Origin of the sequence: Paracoccus luteus (assembly GCF_004522155.1) — a bacterium.
Lineage (GTDB): Bacteria > Pseudomonadota > Alphaproteobacteria > Rhodobacterales > Rhodobacteraceae > Paracoccus > Paracoccus luteus.
The window spans coordinates 453,607-467,642 of the sequence record NZ_SDEA01000001.1; the positions used below are offsets into that span (position 1 = coordinate 453,607).

Here is a 14,036-nt window from a genome sequence, read left to right on the forward strand (position 1 = left end):
CGGTTGGCCCGAGACAGCTATCACCACGGCAACCTGAAACAGGCGCTGGTGGACGCGACGGTGCGTCTGGTCGAGGACAAGGGCCCGATGGCGTTCACCTTGGCCGAGGCCGCGCGCTTGGCGGGCGTCAGCGCCGCCGCGCCCTATCGCCATTTCGCCGGGCGCGACCAGCTGCTGGAGGAGGTGGCGCGGCAGGGCTATCAGGATTTCGCCGCGCGGCTGGAATCGGCGTTCGACGGCGGGCGGCCGACGGCGCTGTCGGCCTTTGTCCGCATGGGGCAGGCCTATCTGCAGTTCGCCCGCGAAAAGCCCGGCTTTTACATGGCGATGTTCGAGGCGGGGCTGTCCATCGCGGGCAACGCGGAACTGTCCGCCGCGTCCGAGCGCGCACAATCCGCGCTGGTCGAGGCCGCGCGCGCCCTGTTCGCCCGTCTGCCCGCGGACCGCCGCCCCCCGGCCACGATGGTCGCCAACCATATCTGGGCCATGTCGCATGGCGTGGTCGAACTGTTCGGCCGCGGCCGGCCCGGCGGGCGGTCGCCCGCGTCGGCCGACGAGATGCTGGAAAGCGGGGCGCTGATCTATCTGCGCGGGCTGGGCGTGATCCCCGACTGAAAAAATCTCGCGCCCCGGCATTGAAGCGTGACTGGCGATCTCCATCTGTGTTAATGTGATTAACATTCACATCAATACGGAGCCCCGCAGATGTACCCTGCCGTCTTTACCGCCACCCCCCGCGTCAACCCGCTGGTCCGCGCCCGCGACTGGCTGGACGAACGCGGCCGCCTTGCCTGGCTGGCCGCCATCGTCGCCGGTTTCGCCGTCTTCTGGCCCGTCGGACTGGCCATCCTTGGCTATATGATCTGGAGCAAGCGCATGTTCGCACGCTGTCACGCCACCCGCCCCGCGCAGTTCATCCGCGCAGCATCCACCGGCAACGTCGCCTTTGACGCTTACCGCGACGAAACGCTGAAGCGGCTGGAAGACGAGCACCGCGCCTTTGTCGACTTCCTCGCCAAGCTGCGCGAGGCCAAGGACAAAGCCGAGTTCGACCAGTTCATGGCCGAACGCCGCGACGCCTGATCCGGCGTCCGCGCGAGAGGTGGGGCCGGGCGACCGGCCCCGTTCTCAATAGGCGCGATCGGCATAGATGCGGGACAGATCGCCCGCCCATTCGCCGCGATACCGGTCCAGCAGCCGGTCGGCCGTGACCGCGCCCGCGGCAAGATGCGCGTCCAGCACGTCGAGATAGGGCGTCTCGTCCGCCATTCCGTCGCCCGCGCGCGCCCGCGCCGCCAGCCCGGCGCGTGCGATCTCGACCGTGCGGGCCGCCATCTCGCGCAGGCGGATGCCGTTCGCCTCGCCGGCCAGCCCGTCGCGGCCGGCGGCGCGGCGCAGCCCCTCGCGGGTGTCGTCGTCCCAGCCGCGGATCAGGTCGGACGCCGCATCCAGCGCCCCCTGATCATAGGTCAGTCCGACCCACAGCGCGGGCAGGGCCGCCAGATGCGCCCGGTCGCCTGCGTCGGCGCCGCGCATCTCGATGTATTTCTTGACGCGCGCCTCGGGGAAGACGGTTGTCATGTGATCGGCCCAGTCCGACAGCGTCGGCACCTCGCCGGGCAGGGCGGGCAGGCGGCCGTTCAGGAAATCCCGGAACGACATCCCCAGCGCGTCGATATAGCGGCCGTCGCGATAGACGAAATACATGGGCACATCAAGGACATAATCTACCCACGCCTCGTATCCGAAGCCGTCCCTGAACACGAACGGCAGCATCCCCGTGCGCGCGGCGTCCAGGTTCTGCCAGATATGGGCGCGCCAGGATTTCATCCCGTTCGGCCGCCCGTCCAGGAACGGGGACGAGGCGAAAAGCGCCGTCGCCACCGGCTGCAGCGCCAGCGCCACGCGCAGCTTTTGGACCATGTCGGCCTCGGACCCGAAGTCCAGGTTCACCTGCACCGTGCAGGTCCGATACATCATCTGCTTGCCCAGCGTGCCGACGCGGTCCATGTAGTCGGTCATCAACCGATAGCGGCCCTTGGGCATCATCGGCATCTGGTCCTGCGACCAGATCGGCGCCGCGCCCACGCCCATGAACCCCGCGCCGATGCCCTGCGCGATCTCTGCCACCTCGGCCAGATGGGTGTCCAGCTCGGCCCGGGTCTGGTGGATCGTCTCGACCGGGGCGCCCGACAGTTCCAGCTGCCCGCCCGGTTCCAGGCTGACGTTCGCGCCGTCGCGGCTCAGCCCGATGATCGCGCCCGCTTCCTCGACCGGGGTCCAGCCGAAGCGGTCGCGCAACCCTTCCAGCATGGCGCGGATCGAGCGGGGACCGTCATAGGGCAGCGGCGCGAGATCGTCCCAGGTAAAGCCGAACTTCTCGTGCTCGGTCCCGATCCGCCACGCGTCGCGTGGCTTTTCCCCCGACGCGATATATTCGGCCAACTGCTCGCGCCGCTCGATCGGGCCGCCGCCCTGCTGGGGAATGGACATCGGGGCCTCTCGGGGTCGTTGCCGGTGACACGTGGCGCGGCGGCGCGGCATAGTCAAGCGCGCCGCCGCGCGACCGCAACGTTAGGCCAAGCCTGCGCGCGGCCGGGGCTTACGCCCCCGGTCCGATCGCGCCCCGCACGCCTCCGGTCTGGGCGCGGTCCAGCATCAGGTGGTCCAGGATCACGCAGGCCGCCATCGCCTCGGCCACCGGGACGGCGCGGATGCCGACGCAGGGGTCGTGGCGGCCCTTGGTGACCAACTCGACCTCGTCGCCCGCGGCGGTGATGGTGCGGCGCGGCGTCAGGATCGAGCTGGTGGGCTTGACCGAGAACCGCACCACGATGTCCTGTCCGGTCGAGATCCCGCCCAGGATGCCACCGGCGTGGTTTGACAGATAGACCGGCCCCCTTGGCCCCATGCGGATTTCGTCGGCGTTTTCTGTGCCGCGCAGGGCCGCGGCGGCCATGCCTTCGCCGATTTCGACGCCCTTGACGGCGTTGATCGACATCATCGCGGCGGCAAGGTCCGTGTCCAGCTTGGCATAGACCGGCGCGCCCAGGCCGGGTGGGCAGTCCTGGACCAGCACCTCGACCGCCGCGCCGACGCTGTCCTGGGCCTTGCGGATGGCGGTCAGATACTCGGTCCAGTCCGCCACCGCGGCTGCGTCCGGCAGGAAGAAATCGTTCTGGTCGATCTGCGCCGCATCAAAGCGGCTGCGGTCGATGCGCCGGTCGCCCATCTGCACCATATAGCCGGTGATCCGCAGGTCGGGCGCCAGCCTCGCCAGCACCGCCCGCGCCACGCCCCCCGCCGCGACCCGCGCCGCGGTTTCCCGCGCGCTGGACCGTCCGCCGCCCCGGTAATCGCGCAGCCCGTATTTCTGGTGATAGGTGATGTCCGCGTGACCCGGCCGGAACGCCTGCGCGATCTCGCCATAATCGCGGCTGCGCTGGTCGGTGTTCTCGATCATCAGCTGGATCGGGGTGCCGGTCGTGAGCCCGTCGAACACGCCCGACAGGATGCGCACCGCGTCCGGTTCCTGCCGCTGCGTGGTCATCTTCGACTGGCCGGGGCGGCGGCGGTCGAGGAAGGGCTGGATCGCGGATTCGTCCAGCGGGATGCCGGGCGGGCAGCCGTCCACGGTTGCGCCAAGCGCGGGGCCGTGGCTTTCGCCCCAGGTGGTGACGGTGAAGATGCGGCCGAAGCTGTTGACGCTCATGCTGAACCCCTTTGCTGCGGCATACGTGGGGGCGGCGCAGGGCGCAACGGGGCGCGCTTTCGGAACGTCGCCTCCGCTCCCTCGGGGCGGGATTTCCCTGGAAAGACCGTGCATATCCGATGCACGGGGGATGCACGATCCATGCACAATGGTGCGAACGTTGAGGGGCGTTAACCCCGTTCCGCCAGGCTGCGGCCAAGAGGCAGGGGGCGCGCATGGGCGAGACGAAGGCCGAGACGGCGAGACAGATCAACTCTCACGACATGGCCGACGCGATGCGGCGGCTGGAATGGGACCTGCACCAGAAGGTGCTGACCGAGGGACGCATCTCTGAGGCCTGGCACGAGATCGCGCGCGAGCGCGGCGAGGCCAAGCGTATCCGGGTGACCATCGCGCTGGAGGAGGGCGGGCTCCGCTTCTTCCGCGGCATGGGCGAGGGCTATGGCCCCCGCATGAACGCGGTGCGAGCCGCGCCTTCATGCACGCGCGGCTGGCGGGGTTGCTGCGCGGGGGCGAGACGATGGACTACCTGTCCCGCCGCGCGGAGCAGGGGCTGGATGGCCGCAAGCCGGGCTGGGGCGAGGCGCAGAGGGACTACGAAGACCTCGGCCCCGACGCCGCCCGGCTGATGAGCGACGAGCCAGGGGTGCCGCTGGGCGAGGAGAAGCGTTCGGCGTGGGCGGATACGATGGCGTGGTTGAGGAGGAGGTAGGGGAAAAGATTTACCCTGCCGTTGATGAAGGGGGCGTAAAACCCCGCTACTTTTGCCGGTTTATCTGATAGTGAGCTTTTGGATCTCGGGCAAATTGTCCAGGATAGAACTCTAGAATCCCTTTCCTAACGAGACGTTCAAGATCCTTTTTAGATGTAGCCCACGTTCTGCCGGTAAGTCGCTGCGCCTCAGAAACCTGTATCGACTGGTTGCGAAAGGCGTACGCTGCAATTTTCATTTCGTGCTCTTGCAGCAGCTTCCAAGCGTCTGCGCCGAAGTAGTGAGCCACGTCGCTATCGCTGGAGCGTTTGCGTGAGGCATGATCATTTGTCAGTGTTACACGAACAACTAGGCCATGAATCATTTCCTGCGAAAACTTCGGTTCCGGCAGATTTTGATCGATCATGCTTTGACGGATGCGCCTAGTGCCCTCTCTAGCCATTTGCACATAACCTAGATATCTGAGCGCATCCATCGTGTGATGGTTTCGAGATGCCCGTACATCGTAGATGGTGCGTTCACTAACTGGCGGAACAAATCCCCCAGGGCTTTCGATGATCATTCTGTTGGTAAATATCTTTATCGAAATATCTGTTCCAGAGAAAGAGTATGATCTGTGAACACACGCATTAACGAGGGCTTCAAACCAAGCCCAGCGTGGATATTCAGGGCTAGTTACAAACTTACCTTCTCGGTTTAGCCAAGTAACATCATGAAGCGTATCTTGAATTACCTTGTCTGCTTCGATAATTATCTTAACAATATTGCCCTCGATAAACCTGTCCCGGATTGGCGAGTAGGTCTCTCCCGTCCCTTCGGTCAGGGAGTCGAATCGCTGTACGCGGACTCGGCAACCGGGAATGGATCTTCCAGGGTCCTTAGCTGCAAGGAGGACAAGAGAGTTCAGGGGAGTATAGTTGCCTTGCGAGTCTTGGGTAAGTAACCGGCGGTCAATCAGGACCTCCTCGCGCGTCCATTCATGTCGACCTTCTCGTTCTTTGAAGTTCTCGTAAAAAAGGTTGATGATTTCTTCGTTAAAGTCTCCCGGATAATTATAAGGTGCGGCTTCGAGTTCGAAAGATAGCTCATTGCGAGTGGCTCGATAGTCCCGCTTTTCGTCCTCGCTCATCTTATGGATAGATGAGCCGTATCTGGTAAATGCGTCGCTCTTGTTGGTCTCCACCAGCTTTCCAATATATGGTATATATATGGCTGTGATGAAGTCCGGCTTGCCCGAAATTGAAACTGGGACGCGTTTAAACTCTGGTTTGGCTCCGGGGCAAAGCGTTCGAAAGAAGGTCTCCAAGCGATCTAGATGACCTTCATCAAGGTTTAGGCAGCCGGTTGGCTTTCCATCGTCAGCTACGCCGATGCACAAAACTCCGCCTTCGGGAGTGTTGGAAAACGCACTTAAGTATGTAGCAAGCGTGTCGAAGTTTACCTTGGGAGTCGACTTAAACTCGATCCTGCGGTCCTCTCTAAGTGATGGAAGTAGTTCCTCAGAGAAGCGCGTCCACAACTCGCGCGGCGACCAAAGCGCGTGCAAGCTATGGAGCGGATCGGGACTAAACAACGGTAGGTTCAGTTGAGATGGCATATCTTGTATGTCGACACTCTCTCGACCCTCTAGATGTTGATTCTACATATGGTAGCTCGACACCTGTCGACATACCATATGTTGATCATTGAGGCGGTTCTCACCCCTGCAACGTCCTCACCCCAACGTCCCCTTCCTCGCGTGACCTGATCGCTGCCACGGCGGCGATCGCTCCCGCCGCCGTCGTGAAATAGGGGATCTTGTCGTAAAGCGCGACCGAGCGGATGTCGCGGGAATCGGCGATGGCCTGCGCGCCTTCCGTCGTGTTCAGGACCATCGCGATGTCGCCGTTCTTCAAGCGGTCCACGATGTTCGGGCGGCCTTCGTAGACCTTGTTGACCAGCTCGGCCCGGACCTCGGCGCCGCGCAGGAAATCGGCCGTGCCGCGGGTGGCGATCAGGGTGAAGCCCATGGCGGCAAGGTCGCGCATGGCGGCGGCCATCTCGGGCGTCTTGTCGGCGTCCTTGACCGAGACGAAGACGCGGCCGCCGTCCGGCAGATGCGTGCCCGCACCCAGCTGCGCCTTGAGGAAGGCGCGCGCGAAGTTGCGGTCCCAGCCCATGACCTCGCCGGTCGAGCGCATTTCCGGCCCCAGCAGCGTGTCGACGCCGGGGAAGCGGGCGAAGGGCAGCACGGCCTCTTTGACGGAAAACCAGGGCGTGACCGGGTCGGCCAGCGTCAGCGGGTCGGCATAGGGCAGGGGCGTGTCGGGGCCGACGCCCGCCGGGTAGGCGGGGCGCAGGGGGAAGTTCGCCATCGGCTCGCCCGCCATCAGGCGCGCGGCGATCGAGGCGATGGCGCTGTCGGTGGCCTTGGCGACGAAGGGCACGGTGCGCGAGGCGCGGGGGTTGACCTCGAGCACGAAGATCTCGCCGTTCTTGATCGCGAACTGCACGTTCATCAGGCCAACGACGTTCAGCGCGCGGGCCATGGCGACGGTCTGGCGCTTGAGTTCGTCGATGGTGGCGGCGTCCAGCGTGTGGGGCGGGAGTGAGCAGGCCGAGTCGCCCGAATGGACGCCGGCTTCCTCGATATGCTCCATGATGCCCGCGACATGGACGGTCTTGCCGTCCGAGAGCGCGTCCACGTCGACCTCGATGGCGCCGGAGAGATAGCTGTCGAGCAGCACGGGGTTCTTGCCCGAGACCTGCACGGCGGTCGTGATGTAGCGGTTGAGGTGGTCGGTGTCGCGCACGATCTCCATCGCGCGGCCGCCGAGGACGTAGGAGGGGCGGATCACCAGCGGGAAGCCCACGCGCTGCGCGATCTCGCGCGCCTCGTCGGCCGAATGGGCGATGCCGTTGACGGGCTGCTTGAGGCCGAGGTCGTTGAGCAGCTTCTGGAAGCGCTCGCGGTCCTCGGCCAGGTCGATGGCGTCGGGGGTGGTGCCGAGGATCGGGATGCCCTCGTCCTTCAGCGCCTGCGCCAGCTTCAAGGGCGTCTGGCCGCCGAACTGGACGATGACGCCGTGAAGGGTGCCGTTTTCCTGCTCGACCCGCAGGATTTCCAGCACATGTTCCAAGGTCAGCGGCTCGAAATACAGGCGGTCCGAGGTGTCGTAGTCGGTGCTGACGGTCTCGGGGTTGCAGTTGACCATGATGGTCTCGAACCCTGCCTCGGTCAGGGCGAAGCAGGCGTGGCAGCAGCAATAGTCGAACTCGATCCCCTGGCCGATGCGGTTGGGGCCGCCGCCGAGGATGACGACCTTCCGGCGATCAGACGGGCGCGCCTCGTCCTCGACCTCGCCCATCGCGGGGGTCTCGTAGGTCGAGTACATGTAGGGGGTCTGGGCCTCGAACTCGGCCGCGCAGGTGTCGATGCGCTTGAAGACGGGCAGGATGCCCGCGCCGCGGCGGGCGCGGCGGATGGCGGTCTCGGTCTGGCCGGTGAGATGCGCGAGGCGGGCGTCGGTGAAGCCCATCATCTTGACGCGGCGCAGCCCGGCCGCGTCCGAGGGCAGGCCGTGGTGGCGGATCTCGGCCTCGGCGTCCACGATCTCGCGGATGCGGGCGAGGAACCAGGGGTCGAAGCTGGTGACGCGCTGGATGTCGTCGTTGCTGAGCCCGGCGCGCATGGATTCGGCGATCACGCGGATGCGGTCGGGGGTCTGGCGCGACAGGGCCTTGATGAAGGCGGGCTTGCCTTCCTCGGCGGCGCCCTCGATGACGATCTCGTCGAGCCCGGTCAGGCCGTTCTCCATCGAGGCCAGCGCCTTTTGCAGCGATTCGTGGAAGGTGCGGCCGATGGCCATGACCTCGCCCACCGACTTCATGGCGGTCGTCAGGTCGGGCTTGGCGCCGGGGAATTTTTCAAAGGCGAAGCGCGGCATTTTCGTGACCACATAGTCGATGGACGGCTCGAACGACGCCGGCGTGACCTTGGTGATGTCGTTGTCCAGCTCATCCAGCGTATAGCCGACGGCGAGCTTGGCCGCGATCTTGGCGATGGGGAAGCCGGTGGCCTTGGAGGCCAGCGCCGAGGAGCGCGAGACGCGCGGGTTCATCTCGATCACGACCATGCGGCCGTCGGCGGGGTTCACGGCCCACTGGACGTTCGAGCCGCCGGTTTCGACGCCGATCTCGCGCAGCACCGCGATCGAGCCGTTCCTCATGCGCTGGTATTCGCGGTCGGTCAGCGTCAGCGCCGGGGCGACGGTGATCGAATCGCCGGTGTGGACGCCCATCGGGTCCACGTTCTCGATGGCGCACACGATGATGGCGTTGTCCGCGCGGTCGCGGACCACCTCCATCTCGAACTCCTTCCAGCCCAGCAGGCTTTCGTCGACCAGCACCTGCGCCACGGGCGAGGCGTCGAGGCCGGAACGCACGATGGCCTCGTAGTCGTCGCGGTTATAGGCGACGCCGCCGCCGGTGCCGCCCAGCGTGAAGGCGGGGCGGATGATGGCGGGCAGGCCGATGTCGTCCAGCGCCTCGACCGCCTGGGCGACACCCGCGCTGATGTCGCGGCGGCCGTCGGGGCGTTTGGGGGCCGTGATGATCGTGGCGCGGGGGTTTTCCAGCCCGATGCGGTCCATCGCCTCGCGGAACAGCTTGCGGTCCTCGGCCATCTCGATGGCGGCACGCTGCGCGCCGATCAGCTCGACGCCGTATTTCTCCAGCACGCCCATGTCGGCCAGCGCTAAGGCCGTGTTCAGCGCGGTCTGCCCGCCCATGGTGGGCAGCAGCGCGTCAGGGCGCTCGGCCGCGATGATCTTTTCCACGATCTCGGGGGTGATCGGCTCGATATAGGTGGCGTCCGCCATGCCGGGGTCGGTCATGATCGTGGCGGGGTTCGAGTTCACCAGGATGACGCGATAGCCCTCCTCGCGCAGGGCCTTGCAGGCCTGGGCGCCGGAATAGTCGAACTCGCAGGCCTGGCCGATGACGATGGGCCCCGCGCCGATGATCATGATCGAGGAAATATCGGTTCTTTTCGGCATGGCGGCCCCCTCGGACGATCATCGGTGCAAATCGCCCGGGGTTATACGCGGCGCGGCCCGGGGTGCAAGGCCGGGCAGCAGTGCCGGGGCGTGTCGCGGGCGCCCTTTCGGCAGGCCCCGCGGCGCGTGCGGTCGCACCCGCGGGCGGCATGGCGCGGGTCACGCCCCGGCGGCGGCTCAGCTGCTGCGTTCGCGCAGCGCCGTCACCTCGGATTCCAGCGTCGTCGCGCCACCCGGCAGGGTCAGCCGCGTGCCCTGTGCGGTCAGCTCGGCCCCGGTGACGGGGGCGAACACGCCCACGTTGCCGGTCGCGATCACCTCACCCTTGAGCGCGCTTTCCAGGCGAAAGCTGTATCGCCCCGATGGCAGCGCGGTGCCGTCGGCGCGCCGGCCCGCCCAGTCCACCTCGCCGCTGCCGGTGCCGATATCCTCGCGCAGGATCTCTTTGCCTGACGCGTCCAGCGTGACCAGCGTGACCTGGTCGGCGCCGCGCGCGGGGTCGATCTGCATGGTCAGCGGCTCGCCCTTGAACGCCACGGGGGCGGTGGTGCGCACCTCCTTGCCGATCCAGTGCGCCAGCGTTCCCAGCCCGCCCAGGCCCGCCCCGGCCATCCGGCCCAGCAGGTCGTTGGTGCGGACCTGCTGCTCGACGCCCGAGAAGGTGGCCAGTTGCACCGCGAAATCCGACCCCTCCATCGGGTTCAGCGGATCCTGGTTCTTGATCTGCGTGGTCAGCATCTTGAGAAACGTCTGGAAGTCGCCGCCCACCTGCCCGGCGGCCGGCGCGGCCGATGGGTCGGGCTGATCGGCACTGCCGAGCGGCGGCATGTTGTCCTGCGCGGCCCGGACGCGGTCCGGGGACGCGTTCAGCGCCATGCGGGCGGGGGCGGTCGGATTGGCAAAAGGCGGCGTCATGCTGTCTAGACCCTGATGTCGATGCGGCTGTGAAGGCTGGCGGCCGGACGCTGGTCCGCCGGCGGGTTGATCTGTTCGGCCCCGTCGCCCTGCCGGCCGGTGCCGGCGTGGCGACCGTCGCCGCCGCGCTGGCCGCCGGATGCGCCGTCGTGCCCGCCGGATGTGCCCGCGCCCGCCGTGCCCGCGCCGGCCGCGCCATCGGCGGGCCATCCCACCGGTGCGGCCTGCGCCTGGCGTCCGGGGCCGTCGCTGCGCTGAAAGCTCAGCTGCGCGTCCGGCATGCCGCTTTCGCGCAGGTCGCGCAGCAGCATGTCGCCGTGGCGTCGCATCAGTTCCAGCGTTTCCGGCCGTTCCGCAAGCAGGCTCAGCCGCGCCGGGTTGTCGTCGGCCCCGATGACCACGGTCAGCCGGCCCAGTTCGACGGGCGCAAGCGTGATCTCGACCACGCCGCCCGTGCTGCGCACCACCGCGTCGGCCACCTGGCGGTGCAGCGACACCGGGGGCGACCGCGCCGGGCCGGATGCCGTGGGCAGCGGATCGGCTTGCAGGGCCGGCTGCGGCGCGGGCTGCGCAGGGAACTGGGCGACCGCCGGCCCCGAGGATTCGCTGCGGGTTGCGGTGTCGGCGGGCAGACGGCTGGCGAGGGACGCCGCAGTCGGCGGCGCCTCATGCCCCGTCGGCGTCGCTGCGTGCAAGACGGGGCCCGGTGCCGTGGCGGCCGGGGCGGGAACGGCCGCGGCGGTGCGATTGGGGGAGGGGTCAGTCGCGGCGTGACCGGTGGGGAAAGCGGTTGCGCCGCCCGGCGGGGCAGGGGCTTCAGGGCCGCCGCTTGACAGCTGCACAAACGGCGTCGGTCGCGGCTGGAACGTGACCGGATCGTCCGGCGTCCGAAACGGGGACGGGCCGGCCGCCGGAGGGTGGGGCAGGGCTGGCGCGGGCAGACCGACATCTGCCGGCCTGCGGTCCCGTAGCGCCGCGTGGTGCGTCGGGATTTCGGCGTCCGCGGGTGCCGGGGCAGCCAAGGCGTCACGTCGCGAATGGGGCTGCGCCGCCGAGGCAGGGACCGCTCGTTGCGCGCCGGGGTCCGGCGCGCCTGCGCTGATCGGATTGGTTTGCGCGATCCTTGCAGGCTGCGCCGGCGGGGGTGGGACGGGTGCGTCGACAAGTCCGGCATCGCCGGAACCACCGGGAAAGACGTCCGGCAACGAACCGCCGGAGGAATCGATCGGCGGGCCGTCGTCCGATGTGGCCGGGATCTGGTCCTCGTGCCTTGGGGTCAGGCCGCCCTCAACTGCAACAGCCATGAAGGGGTCCGCGACAACAGCGCCCTCGGTCGGAACACAGGCCGCGGAGGCGAGCGTCGCGACCGGCAACGAGCAGGCCCGGCCAGCTTTGTCTTCCCTGCCCGGTTCGGCCGTGCCGTCGGAGTCGGCGTCACCGGCCTGCGCGATCGACGGGGGATCACCGCCGCCCGCCGCCGCCTGCAGGACCAGCGCAAAGGCCGCGCCCCCGGTCGCGGGGACAGGCCGGGCGGCCGCACCCGCCGGGGGCATCGATCGCACTGAGATCATCGGAATCATGACACACCGGGAATCGCTGTTTCCTATCCTCTACCCTGCGAAAGTTACCAATTATTTACCGCCGGATGATAGTCGACGGAAATCCCAGCACGGAGGCATCATGCAGGTTGAATTCCGCGATATTTCCCCGGCCGCCCGCACGGCCGCCCCGGTCGAAAAGCTGGAAACGGCATTTCTGGCCGAAATGCTGAAACACGCCACGCCGCAGGGGCTGCCCGGACCTTTCGGCGGCGGGCCGGGCGAATCGCAGTTCGCCTCGTTCCGCACCGAACAGCTCGCGCAGTCGTTGGCAGGGGCGATGGACCTTGGGCTTGGCCGCAGGCTGGGGGGCCGCGATGCATGATCGCGACCAGCTGATCGCGCGCGCGGCCGAGGCGCTGCGCGACGGCCTGCCCGACAGCTGCGATGCCCTGCTGCAGGAATTCGCGGCCGCGGTGGCCCGCAGGCCGCTGACGGCTGCCGAACGACCCGCGTGCGAGCGGCAGCTTTCGCGGCTGCGCGCGCTGGCGGTGGCCGCGATGGCCGGGCTGGACCAGGCCCGCGCGGCACTGCGCGACATCGCGGCCGCAGGCGGCGGGCTGGATGTCTATGACCGCAGCGGCCGCCAGCGGGTGGCAACCGGCCTTGCCCGGCGAACGCAAAGATTTTGAGGAAAATGCGAATGAAACGGAATGCGACAGGGCCGCCCCGCTTCACTATTCATTAGGGGGTCGCTGGTAATCAGGGACTCGCATCCAAGATGCACGGGATGACAATCCCGCGGGTCAGAAGGCCGCAATCGTTGCAAACCCGGGGCGCACAACGCGCCTTTTACAGGAGGACGTCATGTCCAGCATTCTGACCAACAATGGCGCGATGGTCGCGCTGCAGACCCTGAAGGGGATCAACTCGGGCCTGGCCAAGACCCAGGACGAGATCTCGACCGGCAAGACGGTCGCGACGGCCAAGGACAACGCCGCCGTCTGGGCGATCTCGAAGGTGATGGAGGCCGATGTAAGCGGCTTCAAGGCGATCTCGTCCAGCCTGGCGACGGGCGGCGCCGCTGTCGGCATGGCGCGCGAGGGGGCGGAAAAGATCACCACGCTGCTGACCAAGATGCGCGACACCATCATCAACGCGCAAAGCGCGACCGCCGATCGCGGCAAGCTGCAGAACGACCTGGTGGACCTGAGGGCGCAGGTTTCGGGCACCGTCAAGGCGGCCCAGGTCAACGGCCTGAACCTGCTGGACGGATCGACCGCCTCGGTCAACTTCCTGTCGTCGATCGACCGTTCGGCGGCGGGGACCACCGCGTCCAACATCGCCGTCAGCGGCCAGAACCTGTCCATCGGCGGCTATGTGGCAAAGGCCGCGCTGACCGGCTCGGCCGGGGCCTCGACCGTCGGCGATGCCGCGGCGTTCAGCCTGAACGCGGGCGCGGCGGCCAGCAACCTGGTGATCGACAACACGGCCCCGCTGGTCGCCGGCGACAGCATCTCGGTCAAGATCGGCGACAAGGTCGCCAGCTACACCGTCTCGGCCGAGGATGCTGCCGCGACCACGCCCGCCGACATCGTCGCGGTCGGGCTGAAATCGGCGATCGAGAACCTGGGCATCGCCGGGCTGACGGTCAACTATGACCAGGGCACGGCCGGCACGCTGGCGCTGACCAACGCCGCCGGCGGGCCCGACCTGACGGTGGCCGCGCAGTTCAACAACGCGGGCGCGGGCGGTCTGGGCGCGCTGGCGGGGCTGAACATCTCGACCGCGGCGGGGGCGACCACCGCTCTCGGCCGGATCGAATCGATGCTGCAGACGTCGATCAACGCCGCCGCGTCGTTCGGCGCGGCCGGAAGCCGGATCGAGGCGCAGGGCGAGTTCCTGTCCAAGCTGACCGACTCGCTCAAGTCCGGCATCGGATCGCTGGTCGATGCCAACATGGAGGAGGCCTCTGCCCGTCTGCAGGCGCTGCAGACCCAGCAGCAGCTGGGCATCCAGTCGCTGTCGATCGCCAACAAGGCGCCGCAGAACATCCTCTCGCTGTTCCGCGGCTGATAACCTTGGGGCGCGCGCGCTTGCGACAGCCCGCGCGCGTCCCGTCC

12 protein-coding genes and 1 pseudogene are annotated in these 14,036 nt (G+C 67.4%); 6 read left to right on the forward strand and 7 right to left on the reverse strand.

Annotated elements, in window-relative coordinates; all coding sequences use genetic code 11:
• Positions 1-3 precede the first annotated feature (3 nt).
• Positions 4-615 (forward strand): TetR/AcrR family transcriptional regulator, encoded by a 612-nt coding sequence (locus EPA64_RS02185; RefSeq protein ID WP_134724579.1) that lies wholly within the window; start codon positions 4-6, stop codon positions 613-615.
• A 90-nt stretch (positions 616-705) separates the two neighbouring features.
• Positions 706-1,083, forward strand: coding sequence for a DUF2852 domain-containing protein (locus EPA64_RS02190; protein ID WP_134724580.1), 378 nt, complete (start codon positions 706-708; stop codon positions 1,081-1,083).
• A gap of 45 nt (positions 1,084-1,128) precedes the next feature.
• Here EPA64_RS02190 and EPA64_RS02195 read toward each other — a convergent pair whose 3' ends face one another.
• Entirely contained in the window at positions 1,129-2,493 is a 1,365-nt protein-coding gene (locus tag EPA64_RS02195; RefSeq protein ID WP_134724581.1) for a glutamate--cysteine ligase, read from the reverse strand.
• Positions 2,494-2,602: 109 nt separating this feature from the next.
• Entirely contained in the window at positions 2,603-3,712 is a 1,110-nt protein-coding gene (gene aroC / locus EPA64_RS02200; RefSeq protein WP_134724582.1) for a chorismate synthase, read from the reverse strand.
• A 478-nt stretch (positions 3,713-4,190) separates the two neighbouring features.
• Between aroC and EPA64_RS02205 the strand changes: the two genes are divergently transcribed.
• Complete coding sequence (locus EPA64_RS02205; RefSeq protein WP_134724583.1) at positions 4,191-4,424, forward strand: hypothetical protein; 234 nt, start codon at positions 4,191-4,193, stop codon at positions 4,422-4,424.
• Between the two features lie 46 nt (positions 4,425-4,470).
• Here the strand turns inward: EPA64_RS02205 and EPA64_RS02210 are convergent, their stop codons facing one another.
• From EPA64_RS02210 to fliK, 5 genes and pseudogenes are all read right to left on the reverse strand, one after another.
• Positions 4,471-5,553: an ATP-binding protein gene (locus tag EPA64_RS02210; RefSeq protein ID WP_246026568.1), complete on the reverse strand. Its 1,083-nt coding sequence runs from the start codon at positions 5,551-5,553 to the stop codon at positions 4,471-4,473.
• A 9-nt stretch (positions 5,554-5,562) separates the two neighbouring features.
• Positions 5,563-6,021: pseudogene (locus EPA64_RS17035) on the reverse strand (AlbA family DNA-binding domain-containing protein); the annotation flags it as partial.
• Between the two features lie 100 nt (positions 6,022-6,121).
• Positions 6,122-9,460 carry a carbamoyl-phosphate synthase large subunit gene (carB, locus tag EPA64_RS02215; protein ID WP_134724585.1) on the reverse strand — a complete coding sequence of 1,113 codons (3,339 nt, stop codon included), beginning with the start codon at positions 9,458-9,460 and terminating at the stop codon, positions 6,122-6,124.
• 177 nt (positions 9,461-9,637) lie between these two features.
• Positions 9,638-10,375, reverse strand: coding sequence for a flagellar hook capping FlgD N-terminal domain-containing protein (locus EPA64_RS02220; RefSeq protein WP_246026569.1), 738 nt, complete (start codon positions 10,373-10,375; stop codon positions 9,638-9,640).
• Between the two features lie 5 nt (positions 10,376-10,380).
• Complete coding sequence (fliK, locus tag EPA64_RS16210) at positions 10,381-11,070, reverse strand: flagellar hook-length control protein FliK (RefSeq protein ID WP_167626559.1); 690 nt, start codon at positions 11,068-11,070, stop codon at positions 10,381-10,383.
• A gap of 985 nt (positions 11,071-12,055) precedes the next feature.
• On the opposite strand from fliK, the gene EPA64_RS02230 reads away from it, so the two are divergent.
• The 3 genes from EPA64_RS02230 to EPA64_RS02240 all read left to right on the forward strand — a co-directional run bounded on the left by EPA64_RS02230 (position 12,056) and on the right by EPA64_RS02240 (position 13,989).
• Positions 12,056-12,298 carry a rod-binding protein gene (locus tag EPA64_RS02230; RefSeq protein ID WP_134724587.1) on the forward strand — a complete coding sequence of 81 codons (243 nt, stop codon included), beginning with the start codon at positions 12,056-12,058 and terminating at the stop codon, positions 12,296-12,298.
• A complete protein-coding gene (locus tag EPA64_RS02235) occupies positions 12,291-12,605 on the forward strand; it encodes a hypothetical protein (protein ID WP_134724588.1) in 315 nt (104 codons plus the stop codon). Before EPA64_RS02230 ends, EPA64_RS02235 begins: the two co-directional genes overlap by 8 nt.
• Positions 12,606-12,780: 175 nt before the next feature.
• Positions 12,781-13,989, forward strand: a complete 1,209-nt coding sequence (locus EPA64_RS02240; protein WP_134724589.1) for a flagellin — start codon at positions 12,781-12,783, stop codon at positions 13,987-13,989.
• Positions 13,990-14,036 lie beyond the last annotated feature (47 nt).